This window comes from Catellatospora sp. KI3 (assembly GCF_029948125.1).
Lineage (GTDB): Bacteria > Actinomycetota > Actinomycetes > Mycobacteriales > Micromonosporaceae > Catellatospora.
This window is the reverse complement of the sequence record NZ_JASAMB010000004.1, coordinates 363,399-382,526: the sequence shown is the minus strand read 5'-3', so window position 1 is coordinate 382,526 and position 19,128 is coordinate 363,399. Positions and strand designations below refer to the sequence as shown.

Annotated in this window: 18 protein-coding genes; 8 read left to right on the top strand and 10 right to left on the bottom strand. The window is 72.9% G+C overall.

The window, feature by feature from the left end:
* Positions 1–17: 17 nt before the first annotated feature.
* Positions 18–1,262, bottom strand: coding sequence for an urea ABC transporter substrate-binding protein (gene urtA / locus QEZ54_RS10160; RefSeq protein ID WP_281304271.1), 1,245 nt, complete (start codon positions 1,260–1,262; stop codon positions 18–20).
* 448 nt (positions 1,263–1,710) lie between these two features.
* Here urtA and QEZ54_RS10155 point away from each other — a divergent pair, with 448 nt between their 5' ends.
* From QEZ54_RS10155 to QEZ54_RS10145, 3 genes are all read left to right on the top strand, one after another.
* Positions 1,711–2,061 carry a PadR family transcriptional regulator gene (locus QEZ54_RS10155; protein WP_281304270.1) on the top strand — a complete coding sequence of 117 codons (351 nt, stop codon included), beginning with the start codon at positions 1,711–1,713 and terminating at the stop codon, positions 2,059–2,061.
* Positions 2,051–2,995 carry a hypothetical protein gene (locus QEZ54_RS10150; RefSeq protein WP_281304269.1) on the top strand — a complete coding sequence of 315 codons (945 nt, stop codon included), beginning with the start codon at positions 2,051–2,053 and terminating at the stop codon, positions 2,993–2,995. The genes QEZ54_RS10155 and QEZ54_RS10150 overlap by 11 nt, the downstream gene beginning before the upstream one ends.
* A gap of 256 nt (positions 2,996–3,251) precedes the next feature.
* On the top strand, positions 3,252–4,526 hold the full coding sequence (locus QEZ54_RS10145) for a vanadium-dependent haloperoxidase (RefSeq protein WP_281304268.1): 1,275 nt from the start codon (positions 3,252–3,254) through the stop codon (positions 4,524–4,526).
* Between the two features lie 16 nt (positions 4,527–4,542).
* Here the strand turns inward: QEZ54_RS10145 and QEZ54_RS10140 are convergent, their stop codons facing one another.
* Positions 4,543–4,998 (bottom strand): SgcJ/EcaC family oxidoreductase, encoded by a 456-nt coding sequence (locus QEZ54_RS10140; RefSeq protein WP_281304267.1) that lies wholly within the window; start codon positions 4,996–4,998, stop codon positions 4,543–4,545.
* Positions 4,999–5,100: 102 nt separating this feature from the next.
* On the opposite strand from QEZ54_RS10140, the gene QEZ54_RS10135 reads away from it, so the two are divergent.
* From QEZ54_RS10135 to QEZ54_RS10125, 3 genes are all read left to right on the top strand, one after another.
* Complete coding sequence (locus tag QEZ54_RS10135) at positions 5,101–5,562, top strand: MarR family transcriptional regulator (RefSeq protein WP_281304266.1); 462 nt, start codon at positions 5,101–5,103, stop codon at positions 5,560–5,562.
* A gap of 123 nt (positions 5,563–5,685) precedes the next feature.
* Positions 5,686–6,657 carry a radical SAM protein gene (locus tag QEZ54_RS10130; RefSeq protein WP_281304265.1) on the top strand — a complete coding sequence of 324 codons (972 nt, stop codon included), beginning with the start codon at positions 5,686–5,688 and terminating at the stop codon, positions 6,655–6,657.
* Between the two features lie 51 nt (positions 6,658–6,708).
* Positions 6,709–8,208 (top strand): class I SAM-dependent methyltransferase, encoded by a 1,500-nt coding sequence (locus QEZ54_RS10125; protein ID WP_281304264.1) that lies wholly within the window; start codon positions 6,709–6,711, stop codon positions 8,206–8,208.
* 6 nt (positions 8,209–8,214) lie between these two features.
* Here QEZ54_RS10125 and QEZ54_RS10120 read toward each other — a convergent pair whose 3' ends face one another.
* The gene (locus QEZ54_RS10120; protein ID WP_281304302.1) at positions 8,215–9,003 is read right to left on the bottom strand and encodes a LysR family substrate-binding domain-containing protein; all 789 of its coding nucleotides are present in this window, start codon (positions 9,001–9,003) and stop codon (positions 8,215–8,217) included.
* Between the two features lie 106 nt (positions 9,004–9,109).
* Between QEZ54_RS10120 and QEZ54_RS10115 the strand changes: the two genes are divergently transcribed.
* Positions 9,110–9,643: a DUF5997 family protein gene (locus QEZ54_RS10115; RefSeq protein ID WP_281304263.1), complete on the top strand. Its 534-nt coding sequence runs from the start codon at positions 9,110–9,112 to the stop codon at positions 9,641–9,643.
* Between the two features lie 37 nt (positions 9,644–9,680).
* Here QEZ54_RS10115 and QEZ54_RS10110 read toward each other — a convergent pair whose 3' ends face one another.
* Both QEZ54_RS10110 and QEZ54_RS10105 read right to left on the bottom strand, forming a co-directional pair.
* Entirely contained in the window at positions 9,681–10,670 is a 990-nt protein-coding gene (locus QEZ54_RS10110) for a zinc-binding alcohol dehydrogenase family protein (RefSeq protein ID WP_281304301.1), read from the bottom strand.
* 79 nt (positions 10,671–10,749) lie between these two features.
* The gene (locus tag QEZ54_RS10105; protein WP_281304262.1) at positions 10,750–11,901 is read right to left on the bottom strand and encodes a hypothetical protein; all 1,152 of its coding nucleotides are present in this window, start codon (positions 11,899–11,901) and stop codon (positions 10,750–10,752) included.
* 151 nt (positions 11,902–12,052) lie between these two features.
* Here QEZ54_RS10105 and QEZ54_RS10100 point away from each other — a divergent pair, with 151 nt between their 5' ends.
* Entirely contained in the window at positions 12,053–14,245 is a 2,193-nt protein-coding gene (locus QEZ54_RS10100) for an acyltransferase family protein (RefSeq protein WP_281304261.1), read from the top strand.
* A 6-nt stretch (positions 14,246–14,251) separates the two neighbouring features.
* On the opposite strand, the gene trxA is transcribed toward QEZ54_RS10100, so the two are convergent.
* From trxA to QEZ54_RS10075, 5 genes are read right to left on the bottom strand one after another with little or no spacing between them, the layout of a single operon-like run.
* Entirely contained in the window at positions 14,252–14,698 is a 447-nt protein-coding gene (gene trxA, locus QEZ54_RS10095; protein ID WP_281304260.1) for a thioredoxin, read from the bottom strand.
* Positions 14,698–17,343, bottom strand: coding sequence for an ATP-dependent chaperone ClpB (clpB, locus tag QEZ54_RS10090; protein WP_281304259.1), 2,646 nt, complete (start codon positions 17,341–17,343; stop codon positions 14,698–14,700). The genes trxA and clpB overlap by 1 nt, the downstream gene beginning before the upstream one ends.
* Positions 17,297–17,632 carry a chaperone modulator CbpM gene (locus tag QEZ54_RS10085; RefSeq protein WP_281304258.1) on the bottom strand — a complete coding sequence of 112 codons (336 nt, stop codon included), beginning with the start codon at positions 17,630–17,632 and terminating at the stop codon, positions 17,297–17,299. Before QEZ54_RS10085 ends, clpB begins: the two co-directional genes overlap by 47 nt.
* Complete coding sequence (locus tag QEZ54_RS10080) at positions 17,629–18,612, bottom strand: DnaJ C-terminal domain-containing protein (protein WP_281304257.1); 984 nt, start codon at positions 18,610–18,612, stop codon at positions 17,629–17,631. Before QEZ54_RS10080 ends, QEZ54_RS10085 begins: the two co-directional genes overlap by 4 nt.
* Positions 18,612–19,127 carry a nucleotide exchange factor GrpE gene (locus QEZ54_RS10075; protein ID WP_281304256.1) on the bottom strand — a complete coding sequence of 172 codons (516 nt, stop codon included), beginning with the start codon at positions 19,125–19,127 and terminating at the stop codon, positions 18,612–18,614. Before QEZ54_RS10075 ends, QEZ54_RS10080 begins: the two co-directional genes overlap by 1 nt.
* Position 19,128 lies beyond the last annotated feature (1 nt).

Genomic DNA, 19,128 nt, shown 5'->3' with positions numbered 1-19,128 from the left:
GCCGGGGTGGTGAGGGATCAGGACAGGCCGGCGGCCCAGGGGTAGCCCTTGAGGTACGGGTCCGGCTTGACCGGCGAGCCGGAGTTCCACACTTCGGTGATCAGGCCGTCGTCGCCGATCTTGCCGATGCGGGCGGTCTTGGCGATGTGCTGGGTGGCGCCGTCGACGGTCACGGTGCCCTCCGGGGCCTCGAAGGTGATGCCGTCGGAGGCGGCCTTGACCTTCTCCACGTCGAAGGACTGCGCCTTCTCTACCATCGCCTTCCACAGGTAGACCGACACGTAGGCGGCCTCCATCGGGTCGGAGGTGGGCTTGTCCGCGCCGTACTTCGCCTTGTACGCCTTGACGAACTTGTCGTTGGCGGCGCCGCTGGTGGTCTGGTAGTAGTTCCAGGCCGTGAGCTGGCCCGCCAGGTACTGCGTGCCGATGCTCTTGACCTCCTCCTCGGCGATGGACACCGAGACGACCGGCATCGCCGCGGCGGTCAGGCCCGCGGACTTGTACTCCTTGAAGAAGGCCACGTTGCTGTCGCCGTTGAGGGTGTTGAACACGGCATCGGCCTTGGCGGCCTTGACCTTGTTGACGATGGTGCCGAACTCGGTGGAGCCGAGCGGGGCGTAGTCCTCGCCGAGCACGGTCATGCCGTTGGCGGCGGCGTACGCCTTGATGATCTTGTTGGCGGTACGCGGGAAGACGTAGTCGCTGCCGACCAGGTAGACCGACTTCTTGCCCTGCGCCTTGAGGTAGTCCAGGCCGGGCACGATCTGCTGGTTGGTGGTGGCGCCGGTGTAGAAGATGTACGGCGACTGCTCCAGGCCCTCGTACTGCACCGGGTAGAACAGCAGCGCCTTGTTCTCCTCGAACACGGGCTTGACCGCCTTGCGGCTGGCCGAGGTCCAGCAGCCGAAGACCGCGGCGACCCGGTCCTCCTTGATGAGCTTCTTGGCCTTCTCGGCGAAGGTCGGCCAGTCGGAGGCGCCGTCCTCGCTGATGGGCTCAAGCTTCTTGCCCAGCACGCCGCCCGCGGCGTTGATCTCCTCGATGGCGAGCTTGATCGAGTCGCGGACGGTCACCTCGCTGATGGCCATGGTGCCCGACAGCGAGTTGAGCAGGCCCACCTTGACGGTGTCGCCCGAGGTGTCGGCGGTGACGCCGCCGGTGCTGCCGGTCTCGCCGGTCTTGCTGCCGCAGGCGGCCAGCGCGAGCGCGGCGGCCAGCACGGCACTGCAAACCGCCAGGCGGCGGCCGTGGAACTTGAGCATCTTCGGAAATCTCCCAGCGTCAGCGGAGCACGAGTCGTTGAGGCGAGGACGAAACCGCGGTGGGGGAGACGTCGTCGGCTGGAGCCGCTCCCGCGGTGGTAGAGGCGTTGCGGTGCGCCGGCAGTGCGCGGTGGCGGCCCCAGCCGGTCGTGTCGGCTGCCGGGCGGCCACTTGAATGCCGGGCACGCATAGCGTCCGCGAGTGTCGTTACACGACTGTTTCGGCATTCTTAATACGCTGTGTACTGAGCACATTGCATGCTCATTGAGCTGCCAAAACAGCAAAAGCCAGCGCTCAATCGCGGCCCGGATGGTGGGCGCGAGAGCGCTGGCGCAAAGACGTGGCCCGGCCCTTATCCGGCCGGATCCTTCACGCATGAAGTATCTTGCCGACCGTCCGCCCTGTCAAGGCGTTGCCTTACTGTACGCCACACAGTACTGTGTGGCACATGGCAACGGCGGACGTGTACGACAAGCTCGAACTGGAACTGCGCCGCGGCGTCGTGGTGCTCGCCGTGCTGTCGCAGCTCGACGACTTCCGCTACGGCTACGAGCTGCGCCAGTCCCTGGCCGAGGCCGGCATGCAGATCGAGGAGGGCACCCTCTATCCGCTGCTGCGCCGCCTGGAGACCCAGGGCCTGCTGACCAGCCAGTGGCGCACCAGCGAGGGCCCGCCCCGGCGCTACTACGCGCTCAGCACCGACGGCCGCAAGCTCTACCAGCGCCTGACCGAGACCTACCGCACCCTCAACGACACCATGGCCGACCTGCTGAAGGGTTCGAAGACCGATGAACGCTGACGAACTGATCGACAGCTACGTGTCCGACGTCGTCGGGCAGCTGCGGCGCGGCCAGCGCGACGACGTCGCCGCCGAACTGCGCACCCTGCTGCACGACGAACTCGCCGAGCGCGCCGCCGAACCCGGCGCCGACCGCGACAGCCTCGCCCGCGAACTGCTCAACGGGTTCGGCCACCCCAACGAGGTGGCGCTGCGCTACCGGCCCGCCCGGCCGCTCATCGACCCCGTCGACACCCGGCGGGCGGTGCGCAGCTCCGTCATCGGCGTCGCCGTCATCTGGGTGGCGGGCCTGATCGAGGTGCTGTGGCCGCCGGTGCCCTATGCCGACGCGCTGCAGGCGGTCAGCCACTGGTGGTTCAACGCCGGGCTGGCGGCGCTGTGGTGGCCCGGCGCGGTCGGGGTCGCCTTCACGGGCACCGCCTGGGTGCGCCGCCGCTGGGCCGGGCGCCTCACCTGGCAGCCCCGGCCGACCTCCACCGACCGGGTCAACCGCGCCGCGAACCTGACCGGGGCGTTCTTCGCGCTGATCGGCACCGCGCTGCTGATCTGGTTCCCGGTGGTGCTCGACCGGCTGTCCGGCGGCCGCGTGGCGCAGTCCGCCCTCGACGCCTTCGCCTACGACCCCGACTTCCTGCGCCTGCGCGGCCCGCTCCTGCTCGCGCTCATGCTGACCCAGATCGCGCTGCTGGTCGTGCTCGGGGTCCGCCGGCGCTGGCAGACTTCGACCAGGCGGTTCTCGGTCGGGCTGGCCGCGCTGTCCGCCGCGGTCATGACGTGGTGCGTCCTGGCCGGACCGGTCTTCACGGCCCGGCCGACCGACGACTTCATGAAGCTGGCGCTGGCGGTGTCGGCCCTGCTGTCGGTGATCGAGATATTCCGGCAGCTCCGCCGGCTGCGCAGGCCAGGCACCAATGTGCCCGTGGTGGTCGTCTGACCGCCGTGCCGCCAGGCCGACGCGGAGCCGTCCTTGAGCGCGCGCAACTGCGCGGTCCTGCGCTCCGCGTCATCGCCGGCTCGCTGAAGATCCGGGATCGTGGACGCTGGGTGCTGCCATGGCGACACCGGGCGTCCACGATTCTGGATCAAGCGCCTGGTCCGGCGTGGCAGATGGTGGGCGCCTGGCCGGATGGTTACTCTCCGTGTGCGCGGCTGTGGAGCGGCGTTACCTCGGAGTGGTCCGGAGGACCGAGATGTCGCGTTGGCCTTGCGTGACGGCTGCTGCCGCCCTGGCATCCCTGCTCGTGGTCCCGGCCACCCGTGCCGCGGACTCGCCCGCGTCGGCCGCGCCGCCGCAGCGCGCCGCCGCCGGCAACGCCGTGCTCGACTGGAACCTCAACACCGAGCAGGCGATCCTCGCCTCGGGGCCGTTCGTGCCGCACGTGGCGCTGCTCAACCGGGCGATGGTGCACGGCGCGGTCTACGACGCGGTCAACGGGATCACGCGCACGCACCGGCCGTACCTGCTGCAGGTCGACGCCGGGCCGGGCGACTCGATCGACGCGGCCGCCGCGACGGCCGCGTACCGGATGCTGGTGCACCTGTTCCCCGGGCAGGCGGGCGTACTGCAGACCAAGTACCAGGCGTCGCTCGCGGCCATCCCGGACGGACCGGCCGAGCAGGGCGGCATCGCCGACGGGGAGCAGGCGGCGGCGGCGATGATCGCGGCCCGGACCGGCGACGGCCGAGGCGCGCCCACCGATGTCGTGGTCAGCACCACGCCTGGCCAGTGGCGGCCGACCCCGCCGAACTTCCTGATCGATCCCGCGCCGTGGGCCGGGAAGGTCAAGCCGTTCCTGGTGCCCGACGTGGCGGCGCTGCGCTCTGACGGGCCCAACGCGCTGACCAGTGACGCGTACACGGAGGACTTCGAGGAGGTCAAGTCGGTCGGCTCGCGGACCAGCACCACCCGCACCGCCGACCAGACCGACGCCGCGAAGTGGTGGGCCGCCGTGCCGCAGGAGGCGATGCTGCGCGCGCTGGCCAACGGGCACCAGCTGTCCGCCGACGACAGCGCCCGCCTGTTCGCGAAGGTGGCGCTGGCCACCGCCGACGCGGTGATCGCCTGCCACAGCGACAAGGCGCACTGGACGTCGTGGCGGCCCATCACCGCGATCCGGGAGGCCGACACCGACGGCAACCCCGACACCGACGCCGACCCGGCCTGGACCCCGCTGCTCGACACCCCGCCCTGGTACGAGCACTCCTCCGGCCACTCCTGCAACATCTCGGCCTGGACGCACTCCCTGCGCGACTTCTTCGGCACCGACAAGGTGGCGTTCGCCGGGACCAGTCCGGTGACCGGCACGACCCGCAGTTTCACCACCTTCACGCAGGCGCGCCGGGAGCTGGTGGGGGCCCGGGTCTGGGGCGGCATCCACTTCCGCGCCGCCGACGCCGCGGGCGCCGTCATCGGGGCCAAGGTCGCCAAGTACGCCAGGCAGCACTACTTCCAGCCGGTGGACTGACGGGCGGGGAGCCGGGTCAGCGGGCGGCGAGCGGCCGGGTCGCGGGGGCGAAGCGGAACTGCATCGCCTCCATCAGCGGGCGGCGGCGGGTGTTGTGGAAGGCCGCCACCCGCCAGCCGTCGGGCTGCCGTACCAGGACGAAGGTTTGGATCTTGCTGGGTTCGGCCGGGGGGCGCCGCTTGTAGGTGTCGCCGCGGCCGACCGCGACGGCCGTGTCCGGGCCCGGGAACCGGAGGCTGGTGATCTCGCCGATGAGGCGGGTGCCCTTGGTGAAGGCGCGGAACAGCGCCCGGTGGCTCTCGGTGATGTCGGCGCGGCCGCGGTACTCGGTGCCGACGAAGGTGATGTACGAGGCGTCCTCGGTGAAGGCGCGGCCGAACGCGTCGGCGTCGGCGGCGTCCCACGCGCGGCTGATCGCGTCGAGGACGGCCGAGACGGCGTCCCGGTCGGCGGTGCGGTCGGTATCGGACACGGTCTCTCCTGAGCACACTAGTATGGCCACGTCGACGCAGATGTTGCACGAATGCAATATCTGCGCGCATGCAGATACTAGCGGATCGGAGACCGCGTCGCCATGCCCCGGCTGCCCGCGCACGCCCACGAGACCTTCCGCCGCTACCTCGACGCCATGACCGCGCACGCCCAGGCCGCCGCCGACGCCGCCGACCTGCACCCCACCGACTGGGCCGCGCTCAGCGTGCTCAACCTCGCCGGCCGCCTCACCTCCGGTGAGCTGGCCGAACGCACCGGTCTGACCACGGGGGCGACCACCCGGCTCATCGACCGGCTGGAGCGCGCCGGACACGTGCGCCGGGTCGCCGATCCGGCCGACCGCCGCCGGGTCGTCGTCGAGCCGCTGCCCGGCCTGGACGCCGGCGCCATCGTCGAACCGGCCCGCAGGCACCTCGGCGAGGTCTTCGCCGGGTACCGGCCCGACCAGCTCGAGGTCCTGTTCGACTACTTCGGGCGCGCCGCCGACGCGCTGGCGGCGGCGACCCGCGAGGTGCGCGCCGAGACGGCCCGCCGCCGGGGGTGAACGGTAAGGGCACCGAAACCATTGCGAATCTTCGATGTGATCATGGATGCTTACCGCATCATGACGCGTCGTCCAGCGCCGGACGAACGGCAGGTCACCGCGCACAGGGATGGTGAAGGCGCCATGTCCGTGTCCCCACTACCGCCGGGCGACGACAGCCTGGGCAGAGACTTCGAACTGCGGGTCCGGCTGGCCCCGGTCGGCAACCTGCGCGGCGGGTACGCCGACCCGCACCGCCGCCCACCGCGCGCCCCCCTCGGCGACGCCGACATCCTGGACGTCCTCGCCGCCGCCCACCGGTACGGAGTCGAGCGGGTCCACTACAGCGGAGGCGAGCCCACGCTGCGCCCCGGCCTGCTCCGCTACCTGGCCCACGCCCGGGAGCTCGGCTACCTCGAGCAGTCGCTGACCACCAACGGCCTGCGCCTGCCGGTGCTGCTGCCGCACCTGGCCGACGCAGGACTGACCCGCATCGACATCGACCTGGACTCGCTGCAGCACGAGCGCACCATCGACCTGACCGGACAGGACGTCCTGGACACCGTACTGCGCGCGGTGCGGGAGTCGGTCGAGTCCTTCGGCGCCGTCGAGGTCAACACGCTGCTGCTGCGCGAGAACCTGGACGAGATCGCCGACATCGTCATCTGGGCGGACGGATTCGGCGGCCGGGTGACGCCGCGGTTCGTCGAGCTGTCCGGCGACCTGCCCGAGGGCGACCCCGGCGCGGTACGCGCGCGGGCGGTCCCGGCCGAGCTGGCGCTGGCGGCCCTGGCGGCCGAGCTCGGGCCGCTGGTGCCCGACGCCGGCACCGACGTCGTCGACGGCCGGGAGTGCACCTACTACCGCATCGCGGGCAGCCCGGTCCGGTTCGGCGTCGTCGCCGCGCGGACCGGCCCCCACCCCTGCCGCAGCGGCCACCAGCTGCGGCTCGACCCGTACGGCGAGCTGGGCACGTGCCAGAGCGTGGCCGTGGCCGACATAGCCGGGGCCAGCCTGACCGGCAAGCGCGAGGCGGTACGCGCCGCGCTGGCCGGCGCGTCGGGGGACCCGGCGGCGGGCACGCGCGTCCCCGCCGGTGCGGCACGCGGCCGGTGATCCGGGCCGGGCGGCGGCCTTCGACAGGCGGCGATAGGGTATCAACGTCGGGTGGAATTCGTGTTGTTTCCCGGCCGTCATCACGTGCTGACCCGGTTCCAGGCGAGCTACCTGCACGAGCTCGCCGCGGCGGGCGCGACCGTGGTGTGGGCGGTGACGTCGGCCAACCACGCCAACACCCGGCGCAACCCGGTGCCGTACCACCGCCGGGAGGCGGCGATCGAGCGGTTCAGCGCGCTGACCGGCCTGCGCTCGCTGGTCGTGCCGGTGTTCGACACCGCGCCCACCGACCGGTTCGCCGAGGTCACGATCAAGAATGTGGCGGTCGACGCGGGGATCGCGCTGACCCCGGGCAACACGGTGGTGGCCTGCTCCACGCCCGAGGTCGCGGCGCTCTACGACCGGCTCGGCTTCACCCTGGCCGCGGTCGAGGCGTCGGTCCGGCCGCAGCCCGAACGCCCCTGGGACGTGCTGCTGCGCCTGGCCGGCGGCGACGAGACATGGCGGGAGCTGGCCCACCCGGCGACCGTCGACGTGTTCGACCGCTACGGGCTGGCCGAGGGGGTGCGGGCGGTCGTCAACGATCCGGTCGTCGGGGACGAGGGCGGCCTGACCGCCACCCGTGACTACCGCACCTACGAGGAGGCGTTCGCCGAGGCGGCGGCCCGCAAGTGGGCGGCGGTGCGCGAGTACGTCCGGCCGGGGCGGATCGTCGACGTCGGCTGCGGCGCGGGTGCCGTGCTCGAACTCGCCGACCGCGAGCCCGCGCTGCGCGAGAGCGACCTCATCGGCGTCGAGGTCGCCCGCCACCTGTACGACGAGTGCGTGCACAAGAAGGCCCAGGGCGTCTTCACCAACCCGAACGTGTTCTTCTACCGCCGCAACGTGCTGGGCGGCGCGGTCTTCCCGCCCCGGTCGGTCGACACGACGCTCACGTTCGCGCTGACCCACGAGATCTGGTCCTACGGCCGGCGGTACGAGTCGCTGCGGGCGTTCGTCCAGGCCATCCACGAGCACACCGTGCCCGGCGGGGTGTGGATCAACAGCGACGTGTGCGGCCCCGACGACCCCGACCGGCCGGTCCTGCTGCACCTGACCGGCGACGACGGCCAGAACCCGGCCGAACCCCGCCGCGACCTGGCCGACCTGGCACCCGCCGACGTCGCCGCGTACGTGGCGGGCCTGTCGACCCGGGCCCGGTTCGACCAGTTCGCCGTCGACTTCCGCTTCCCGTTCGGGTACGAGACCGAGGACGGCGCGATCCGGCTGCGGCTGGCCGACGCGATGGACTACCTGACCCGCAAGGACTACACCGACAACTGGCTGCCCGAGACCGGCGAGCAGTTCTGCGGCATGTCGTACCGCGACTGGGTCGAGCTGCTCACCGCCACCGGTTGGGAGATCGACACCGCCTCGCGGGCGCTGCGCAACGACTGGGTGATCGACAACCGGATCGCGCCGGTGGCCTCGCTCACCGACCTCGACGGCATGCCGCTGGACTGGCCGGTGACGCACATCCTGTCGATCGCCCGCCGACCCCTGAACACCTGAGCGGCGTCACCGCGACCGGCGCTTGCCCGGAGTCTGCCCGCCGCGGCGGGGACCGGCCTGCCCCGACTTGGGCGGCGTGCGGCGGGCACCGCCCTCGGCCCGCGTGGGCGGGTCGGCGGGCGCCGGTCCCCGGCCGCGGGTGCTGTTGGCGGTCCGGCCGCGCACGATCCCGATCATCTCCTCGACCAGGGGGTTGTCCTGGTCCCGGCGCCAGGCCAGGCCGACCGAGGAGGTCGGGGCGTCGGTGAGGACCCGGTAGGTGAGGTCGCGGCGGTGGTACGCCCGAGCCAGCGACTGCGGCACCACCAGCACGCCGACGCTCGCGGCCACCAGCTCGACGGCCTCGGCGGTGGTGCCGGGCCGGTCCGCGGTCACCGCCACGCCTGAGGTTCCCGTCCAGGCCAGCACGTCGTCCAGCGGCTGGGTCAGCGTCTCGTCGGCCAGGTCGGCGAGGGTGACCTCGTCGGCCGCGGCGAGCAGGTGCTCGATCGGGAACACCACGACCGTGGCCTCGGTGTAGAGCGGGATGGCGTGGCAGGTGTCCTGGTCGACGGGCAGCCGGACGAGTCCCGCGTCGGCCTGGGCGAGCTGCCCGGCGGCCTCGGCCGCCTCGACCGGGACCAGGGCCAGGTCGACGTCGGGCAGCCGCTCCGACCAGGTGCGCGCCCAGCGGTCGATGACGACGCCCGGTACGACGAGCAGGCGGAACGTCGGACGCTCCTCGGTGTCGGACACGGCTGCCTCCGGCGGGTCTACCGGCCACATACCGGCGAACGGGATGCTGCGGGCGAGCACACGCAACCTGGTCAGGGTACCGGGGGCGGGATGCCCGGCCGGTGGTGGCGGGCACCCCGGCCGGGGCGACCGGTCCCGCCGGGGGTCGGGCCGGTACCCTGACGGGATGAGCAAGCCCAAGAAGTCCCAGGTGATGAAGCCGGCCACGGCGGCAGTGAAGCTCGATGTCTACCTGCCGGCCACGCCCCGGGAGTTCCAGGAGGGCGAGATCTCGCGCGAGGAGCTCGACGAGCTCCAGCGCAACCCCCCGCAGTGGCTGTCGGACCTGCGCCGCGACGGTCCGCACCCGCGCAACGTGGTCGCCGCCCGCCTGCGGGTGTCCAACAGCGGGCTGGCCCGTGCCGGTGTGACCGAGGCGCTGACGACGGCGCAGATCACGGCGCTGGCCGCCGACCCGCCGGAGTGGCTCGTCCTCGAGCGCGAGAAGCACGCCGAGGCGCTGCGGGAGCAGCGGCGGCTGGAGTCGCGCCGGGCGGAGGCCGAGCAGGAGGCCGCCGCACCCGCCAAGCCCGCCAAGCCGGCCGCGCGCAAGAGCGCGGCGCCCAAGGGTACTAAGAAGTCCGTCTTCAACGTCCGCGTCTCCAGCGGACCCCGCCGCACCGGTTCGGGCTCGTCGCGCAAGCCGTCTTCGCGGGGCTGACCTGGGCGCGGGTTCGGGGAAATCGCGGTAATCCGGGTCACGGGATCAGCACAGCCGCCCCGTTGACCCGGTCGGCGGCCAGGTCCGTCAGCGCGGCCTCGGCTGCTACCAGCGGGTACGGCGTGGTCGTCACCGACAGCCGGTGCAGGTCGGCCAGGTCGAGGAGTTCCCGGCCGTCGGCGCGGGTGTTGGCGGTGACGCTGCGCAGGATCCGCTCCTGGAACAGGTCGGCCTGGTAGTCCAGCGGTGGGACGTCGCTGAGGTGGATGCCCGCCACGGCCAGGGTGCCGCCCCGGTCCAGGGCCCGCAGCGCGGTCGGCACCAGGGTGCCCACCGGGGCGAACAGGATCGCCGAGTCCAGCGGCACCGGCGGCGGCTCGTCGGCGCCGCCCGCCCAGGCCGCGCCCAGGTCCAGGCCGAGCCGCCGGGCGGCCGGGGAGCGGGTCATCACGTACACCTGCGCGCCCTGCGCGGCGGCGAGCTGGGCGGCCAGGTGCGCCGAGGCGCCGAAGCCGTACACGCCGAGCCGGCCGCCGGGCGGCAGCGAGGCCAGTTTCAGCGCCCGGTAGCCGATGATCCCGGCGCACAGCAGCGGCGCGACCTGCTCGTCGGAGTAGCAGTCGGGCAGGCGGTAGGCGTAGGCGGCCGGGGCGACGGCGTAGTCGGCGTAACCGCCGTCGGCGTCCCAGCCGGTGTAGCGGGAGTCCGGGCACAGGTTCTCCCGGCCGCGGCGGCAGTAGGCGCACGTGCCGTCGGTGTGGCGCAGCCAGGCGATGCCGACGCGCTCCCCGGCGTCGAAGCCCTCGGCGCCGGTGACGACCTCGCCGACGATCTCGTGCCCGGGTACGACGTGCGGCCGGTGCACGGGCAGGTCGCCCTCGGCCACGTGCAGGTCGGTGCGGCAGACGCCGCAGGCGCGGACCCGTACCAGCAGCTCGCCCGGGGCCGGTTCCGGCACGGGCAGCTCGACCTGCCGCAGCGGGCGGCTCGCCATCGGGCCGGGCCGGACCACCTGCCAGGCACGCATCGAGGACACACCGCCATCATCGCCGCCCGCCCCCGCCGCCGCCCCCGAAACCCGGTGGACGCGGCGACGGGTCGAGCGCTCAACCCGTGACGATCGGGACGTACACGCAGGCGCCCGTCTCGGCGTAGCGGCCGCCGCCGGTCGGCCGGGAGATGCGGATCTTCACCAGGTCGACGGCCTGCCCCTCGACCGGAAGGTTCAGGACGTGGTGATACCTGCCCTTGCGCAGGTGAAGGGTGGTGGCACCGTCCGGGTTGAGCAGCGGGTGCAGCGCGGACAGCCTGGGCAGCAGCGGCCGGACGGCCGCGGGTCGCGCCGCCGGTGCGGCCGAGCCCCGGAAGTACAGCCGCCGGTCGTCCTCCAGGGTGATCCGCAGCAGCAGCTCCACCAGGACGCCCTGCTCCAGCGGCCCCCTGACCTGCTGCTGCTCCACCTGCACGGTCAGGCCGAAGCCGCGGACCGGGGCCGAGCCGGTCACCGTCGCCACGGCCTTGGCGTCCAGGCCGGACTGGATGGTCTGGCCCGCCGGCATCGCCCACACCACCGGCTGCCCGTGGCCGGCGCTGCCGAGCTCGGCGGTCTGCACCTCGCTGTACAGCGCGGTCAGGTCGCCCAGCTCGGCCTGCATGTCGGCGACGGTCCGCCCGAGGGCGTCGAGGTCACGCTGTCTGACCAGGTCACCGCTGGTCGCCCGGGTCAGCCAGTGGGACACGGAGTCGTTCTGGAGGTATCTCGCGTCGCGCATGCCGCGCCACCGGGCCCCGGCGCCGTGGACGTCCAGCTTCTCGATGGCCGACTCCAGGGCCGCCGCCGCCCGGTCGAGCGCCATCGCGGCGTGCGCCGGCGCCGCCAGCAGCGCGTCGCATTTGGCCACGGCGAACTCGGCGTTGGCGATCAGCATCGGCACGTTCATGCTCTCGGCGGCCGAGGCCGCGTCGACGAGGCGCTCCCGGGCCAGTTTGAGCCGCTCGGTACGGACGCCGGTGCTGAGCCGCGCCTCGGCGAGGTAGCGGTTCCCGGCCGCCATGGCCTGCTGGTAGGCCCGGCTGTCGAGGCTCTTGACGATCTCATACACCTTGAGCAGCACCGGGTCGGTGGGCGAGGTGGTGCGCAGCAGGCCGCCCAGCAGCGTCGACATGACGTCGGCGCCCACCTTGCGGTCCAGGTCCTCACCGGCGAAGGCGGCTTTGAAGAGCACCATCACGGCGCTGAGCATGATCGGTTCCACCATCGGACCAGCATCGGTTCGAGCTCCGCGCGACAACACCGGCCGGGTGGCCGATACTGGTCGCCGGGGATCTTGGGTGCGCAACGTGGGGCAAGCCGCGCCGAGCATGATCAGGTAGGCTGGCCCGGCTCAACCCCTCGAGCTCAGTGGGACCATGACCAGATCTGACCGCACCCCAGCCCTGCCCGATCACCGTACGGCGATCGAGTGTCCGCCGTCGCCGGTCGAGCCGGACCGGGCAGTGCCGCTGCCCCGCCAGCCTGACGGGGGCGACCGCCCCCGCGCCGGCCACCGCACGCTCGCCTTCCGCGCCGACATCGAGGGCATCCGGGCGATCGCCGTCCTGCTGGTCGTGCTGAGCCATACCGGCCTGTCGGCCCTGGCCGGCGGTTACGTCGGCGTCGACGTGTTCTTCGTGATCTCCGGCTTCCTGATCACCTCGCTGCTGTTCGCGGAGCTGACGGCGACGGGCACTCTGTCCGTGGCCCGGTTCTACGCTCGGCGGATGACCCGGCTGCTGCCGGCCTCGACCGTGGTGGTGCTGGCGACGCTCGCGGGCGCCTGGCTGTGGCTGCCCCCGGCCAGGTTCGCCGAGTACGTCGGCGACGCGCTGGCCAGCACCGTCTACGCCGTGAACATCAGGCTCGCCGTCATCGGCACCGACTACCTGCACGCCACCGCCGACCCCTCACCCTTCCAGCACTTCTGGTCGCTGGCGGTCGAGGAGCAGTTCTACGTGGTCTGGCCCCTGACGCTGCTCCTGCTCGCGTGGTATCGGCGGCGGCGCCGGCTGCCGCACCTGGGCGCGTCGGCCGCGGTCGTCATCGCCGTCCTGGCCGCCGTGTCGTTCGCGCTGAGCGTGTCCGAGACGCAGCGCTCGGCGACCTGGGCCTACTTCGGTGCGCACACCCGGGTGTGGGAGCTGGCCGCCGGCGCCCTGCTCGCGTTCGCCGCCGCGCGCCTGTCCCGCCTGCCCGCCGGGGTGGCGACGTTGCTGACCTGGGTCGGGCTGGCGGCGGTGGTGAGCGCCGCACTGCTGTTCGACAACGCCACGCCGTTCCCCGGCTACGCGGCGCTGCTGCCCGTCGGCGGGACCGTCCTGCTGATCGCCGGCGGCTGCGCCGCCCCGCGCCTGGGCGCGAGGCTGCTGCTGGACCGGGCGCCGATGCAGTGGTTGGGCAAGCTCTCCTACGGCTGGTACCTGTGGCACTGGCCCATCCTGATGATCGCGCCGACGGCGCTGGGACGCGAGCCGAGCGTCCCGCTGATGCTGGCGCTGAGCCTGGTCGGGCTGGCCGCGGCCGCCGCGTCGTACGCCCTGGTGGAGAAGCCGGTCCGGCGCCGCCGCTCGCTGCACAGCCGCCCGGTCCGCGGCATCGCGCTCGGCCTGTCCCTGTCCGCGGTGACCGCGGTGGCGGCCTTCGGCATCTCGTTCACGCCGCCGGTGGTCAAGGTGGGCGAGGACGCGGTCGACCTGGCGTCGAGCCTCACCGGCGTGTCGGATCAGGAGGCCGAGCTGGCCCGGCTGCTCGCCGACAGTACCGCCTACCAGCTGATCCCCGCCAACCTGACGCCGTCGGTCACGAAGGCGGTCGACGACCGGCCGCGGTCGTACGACGACGGATGCCACCTGGTCTTCACCGCGGTCACCGCCCCCGGCGCATGCGCCTACGGCGACCCGGGCGGGGACCGGACGGTGGTGCTCTTCGGCGACTCCCACGCCGCCCAGTGGCTGCCCGCGCTGGAGCGGATCGCGGGCGAGCGCGGCTGGCGGCTGCTGTCCCGGACCAAGAGCGGCTGCTCGGCCGCGTCGGTGCTGCCGGACAGCAAGACCTACAAGCGGGCATACCATGAGTGCTCAACCTGGCGCGAGAGCACCCTCGACGAGATCGGGCGGCTGCGGCCCGCGCTGGTGGTGACGTCCTCCAGCGACGGCGACGGCGCCGGGCTGGCCGGCGCGCCGACCGACGTCGAGGCGGTCTGGACCGAAGGCTGGCAGACCACGCTGCGCCGACTCGTCATCCCCGGCACCCGGCTCGCGTTCATCAGCGACACGTCGTGGCCCAAGGGCAACGCCCCGGCCTGCCTGTCGACCAACGCCGAGCAGGTGACCCGCTGCGTACGGCCCGTGGGGGAGGCTCTGCTCAACCGGCCCCGGCGGGAACGGGCGGCGGCGGCCGCGGCGGCGGTCGGCGCCACGGTGATCGACCCGACGGCCTGGCTGTGCACCGACCTGTGCCCGCCGATCGTCGGCGACACGCTCGTCTACCTGGACGACAGCCATCTCACCGCGACCTACTCGCGGCTGCTGGCACCGCTGCTGGAGCGGCGGCTGCCGCGACTCTGAGCCGAGTCAGGCGGCGGCCGGCAGCGCCAGCGACTGGTCGACCCAGCGGAGGACGGCGTCGGTGGGGACGGCGCCGACCTGCCGGGCGCGGACCGCGCCCCGGTCCAGCAGGAGCAGCAGCGGGATCGACTGGGCCTGGTAGCGGACCGCCGTGCTCTGGGCGATGTCCACGTTGACCTTCACGACCTTCAGCCTGCCCGCGAACACCTCGGCCGCCTTGGCCACGCCCGGCGCCACCATGCGGCACGGGCCGCACCACGGCGCCCACAGGTCGACCAGCACCGGCAGCGCCGACTCCGCGACGACCTCGGCGAAGTCGGCGTCGGTGGCCTCGGTCAGCCAGGGCAGCAGCTCCTTGCACCTGCCGCAGCGGGGCAGCCCCTTGGCGGCGGCCGGTACGCGGTTGCGCGTGCCGCAGTGCGGGCAGGCGGTGATGCCACTGTCGTCGGCCATCATGATCCTGTTCCGGCGTGCGCCATCCGATCGGCGGGAGTGGCTTCGAAGGATACCGCCAGCTCGCCGTCCTGCGCATCGACCCGGATCACGGCGTCTTCGCGCAGGTCGCCGGCGATGATGGCACGCCCGATGCGGGTCTCGACCTCGTGCGAGATGTAGCGGCGCAGCGGCCGGGCGCCGTACACCGGGTCGTAGCCGTGCTCGGCGATCAGTTTTCGGGCCGGCTCGGTGACCTCCAGCTCGATGCGCCGCTCGGCCAGCCGGGCGCGCAGGTCGGCGAACTGCAGGTCCACGATCAGTTCGATCTGGTCCAGCGACAGGCGGTGGAACAGCACGATGTCGTCGATCCGGTTCAGGAACTCCGGCCGGAAGTGCGCCCGCAGCGCGGCCTGGACCTGGTCGCGGGCGGACTGGCTGATCTCGTTGCCGGTGCCCTCCAGCAGGTGCTCGGCGCCGATGTTGGAGGTCATGATGATGACGGTGTTGCGGAAGTCGACGGTGCGGCCCTGCGAGTCGGTGATGCGGCCGTCGTCGAGCACCTGCAGCAGCGTGTTGAACACGTCCGGGTGCGCCTTCTCGATCTCGTCGAACAGCACCACCGAGTACGGCTTGCGCCGCACCGCCTCGGTCAGCTGCCCGCCCTCCTCGTACCCGACATAGCCGGGCGGCGCCCCGACCAGGCGGCTGACGGTGTGCCGCTCCTGGTACTCGCTCATGTCCAGGCGCACGATCGCGTCCTCGGCGTCGAACAGCGCCGAGGCCAGCGCCTTGGCCAGCTCGGTCTTGCCGACACCGGTGGGCCCCAGGAAGATGAACGACCCGATCGGGCGGCGCGGGTCCTTGATGCCCGACCGGGCCCGGATGATCGCGTCGGCGACGACCTGCACCGCCTCGTCCTGGCCGACGACGCGCTCGTGCAGGATCTCGTCCAGGCGCAGCAGCTTCTGGCGCTCGCCCTCCTGGAGCCGGGCGACCGGGATGCCGGTCCACGCCGAGACGATGTCGGCGATCTCGTCCTCGGTGACGACCTCGCGCAGCAGCCCGCGCCCGCCCTGCCGGTCGGCGAGCTTGTCCTGCTCGTTCTGCAGCCGCCGCTCCAGCTCGGCGATGCGGCCGTAGCGCAGCTCGGCGGCGCGGTTGAGGTCGTACGCCCGCTCGGCGTCCTCGGCCTCGCGCCGGGCCTGCTCCAGCTCGCCGCGCAGGTCCTGGACCCGGCGGATGGCCTGCCGCTCGCTCTCCCACTGGGCCCGCTTGGCGTCGGCCTCGGCGCGCAGGTCCGCCAGTTCACGGCGCAGCTGGTCCAGCCGGGCGAGGCTGGCCGGGTCGTCCTCCTTGGCCAGTGCCGCCTCCTCGATCTCCAGCCGCATCACCCGCCGGGTGATCTCGTCCAGCTCGGCCGGCATCGAGTCGATCTCGGTACGCAGCCGCGCGCACGCCTCGTCCACCAGGTCGATCGCCTTGTCCGGCAGGAACCGGTCGGTGATGTACCGGTGGCTCAGCGTCGCCGCCGCGACCAGTGCCGAGTCCTGGATGCGCACGCCGTGGAACACCTCCAGGCGCTCGCGGATGCCGCGCAGGATGGAGATGGTGTCCTCGACCGTCGGCTCGTCGACCAGCACCTGCTGGAAGCGGCGGGCCAGCGCGGCGTCCTTCTCGACATGCTTGCGGAACTCGTCCACCGTGGTCGCGCCGATCATGTGCAGCTCGCCGCGGGCCAGCATCGGCTTGAGCATGTTGCCCGCGTCCATCGCGCCCTCCGAGCCGCCGCCCGCCCCGACGACGGTGTGCAGCTCGTCGACGAACAGCAGGATCCGCCCCTCGGCGGCGCGTACCTCGTTGAGCACCGCCTTGAGCCGCTCCTCGAACTCGCCCCGGTACTTCGCCCCGGCTACCAGCGAGCCCATGTCCAGGGCGAACACGGTCTTGTCGCGCAGGCCCTCGGGCACGTCGCCGCGTACGATCCGCTGCGCCAGGCCCTCCACGATCGCCGTCTTGCCGACGCCGGGGTCGCCGATGAGCACCGGGTTGTTCTTGGTCTTGCGGGACAGGATCTGGATCACGCGCCGGATCTCGCCGTCGCGGCCGATGACCGGGTCGAGCTTGTTGCCGCGGGCGTCGGCGACCAGGTCGCGGCCGTACTTCTCCAGCGCCTCGTAGGTGACCTCGGGCATCGCGGAGGTGACCCGCTGGTTGCCGCGTACCTGGGTGAGGGCGTTGAGGAAGGCCTCGCGGGTGACGCCGTTCTCCTTCAGCCGCCGCCCGGCGGCCGTGGCCGAGCCCTCATCGGACAGGGCCAGCAGCAGGTGCTCGACGGAGACGTACTCGTCCTTGAGCCGCTTGGCCTCGCGCTCGGCGGTGTCGAGCAGGCGCGACAGGCGCTGGGTGACGAACACCTGGCCCGGCTGCGCGCCGGGCCCGCTGACCTTCGGCCGCTTGGCCAGGTCCTGGTCGACCTCGGCGCGCAGCACGTCCGGGTTCGCGCCGAGCTGCGAGATCAGCCGGGGGACGATGCCGTCGGGCTGGTCCAGCAGGGCGAGCAGCAGGTGTTCGCCGTCGACCTCGGTCTGGCCGAGGCGCAGCGCGATCGCCTGGGCGTCATGCAGCGCTTCCTGGGACTTCTGCGTCAGCCGGTTCAGGTCCACCGTGCTCACTCCTTCGTAGCGCCGCCTGCAGGTCGTCGATGCGGTCGAGCAGGTCGACGACCAGCCCGATCGCGGTGTAGTTGAGGCACAGGTCCGTGCGCAGCCGCTGCACCCGCGCGACCTGGTGCAGCGCGGCCGCGTGGAACCACAGCCGCCCGTACCCGTCGCGCTCGGCGTCCACCAGGCCCAGGGCCACGAACCGCTGCACCAGCACCGGGTGCAGTCCGGCCTGCCGGGCGAAACGGTCGAGATCGAGCCGCACCGGTACGGCGATCGCGTACGTCCTCATCGTCCGGCCCTCTCCCGCTCCCGCCTCGGGTCGAACACCGACACCCGGGCCAGCTCCTCGTACAGCTCCTTCTCGCGGTCGCTCAGGTGGTCGGGCACCATGACGCGCACCTCGGCGTAGAGGTCGCCGGGCTCGCCCCGCCGCGACGGCATGCCCTGCCCGCGCAGCCGCAGCCGCCGTCCGCTGCCCGTACCGGCCGGAACGTGCACCGACGCCTCACCTGCGGGCGTGGTCACCGGCACCGTCGCGCCCAGCGCCGCCTCGGCCGGGGTCACCGGCAGGCGTACGTGGATGTCGCGGCCCTCGACCCGGAAGCGCGGATCGGGGCGCAGCCGCACCACCAGGTACAGGTCCCCGTGCTGGGCGCCGCCGCGGGCCCGGCCGCCCTGCCCGGCCAGCCGGATGCGCTGCCCGTCGGTCACCCCGGCCGGGATGTTCACGTCGTAGCCGCGCGGACCCTCCGGGCCGGACAGGGTGATCGACCGCGGGCCGCCCCGGTACGCCTCCGCCACGCTCAACTCCAGCTCCGCCTCCTGGTCGGCGCCCGGGATCGGGCCCATCGGCCCGCGCGCCCGCCCCGCGCCGCGCCCGGCGAACAGCCCGCCGAGCAGGTCGTCGAGGTCGACGTCGCCGCCCTCGTAGGACCAGCTGAACGGCTCGCCCTGCCCGCCCGCGCCCCGGAACCCGCCGCCGGGGAAGCCGCCCCGGCCGCCGGGGCCGAAGCCGCCGGCGCCGGCCATGTCCTCGTAGCCCTCGGGGATCCGGCGGAAGTCCGCGCCGAAGCGGTCGTAGCGGGCGCGCTGCTGTGGATCGTGCAGCACGTGGTACGCCTCGTTGATCTCCTTGAAGCGCTCCTCGGCCTCCGGCGACTTGTTGACGTCCGGGTGGTACTTCCTGGCCAGGGTGCGGAACGCCCGCTGGATGTCGTCGGCGGTGGCGTCCCGGGCGACACCGAGCACCTCGTAGAAGTCGCGGGCCATCAGTCGTTGCCCGCGACCACGACCGACGCCGGGCGCAGCGTCCGGTCGGCCTCGCCGTAGCCGGGCCGCACCACCGCCAGCACGGTGCCCGGCGCGGCGTCCCCGGCGGGCAGCACGCTGACCGCCTCGTGCCACATCGGATCGAACGGGATCCCGGCCTGCTCCCGGCGCGGGTAGCCGAGCATCGCCAGCGTGGACACGGCCTGGTCGCGGACCGCGCGCACGCCGTCGGCCAGGGTGCCGGGGTCGGCGTCGGCGTGCTGCAGGGCCAGGTCCAGGTTGTCCACGACCGGCAGGAACACCGCGGCGGTACGGGCCCGCTCGGCCTCGCGCTCGGTGGCCAGCTGCCGCTCGTACCGTTTGCGCAGGTTCTCCTGGTCGGCCAGCGCCCGCCGCAGCCGGTTCTCCAGCTCGGCCACCTGCTCGGCCGCAGCCGGCGCCGCAGCGGCCGGCTGCGCGGGCTCATCCACCTCGACGTCGGCCTGGTGCGCGGGGTGGGCGTGCGGCTCGGTCATG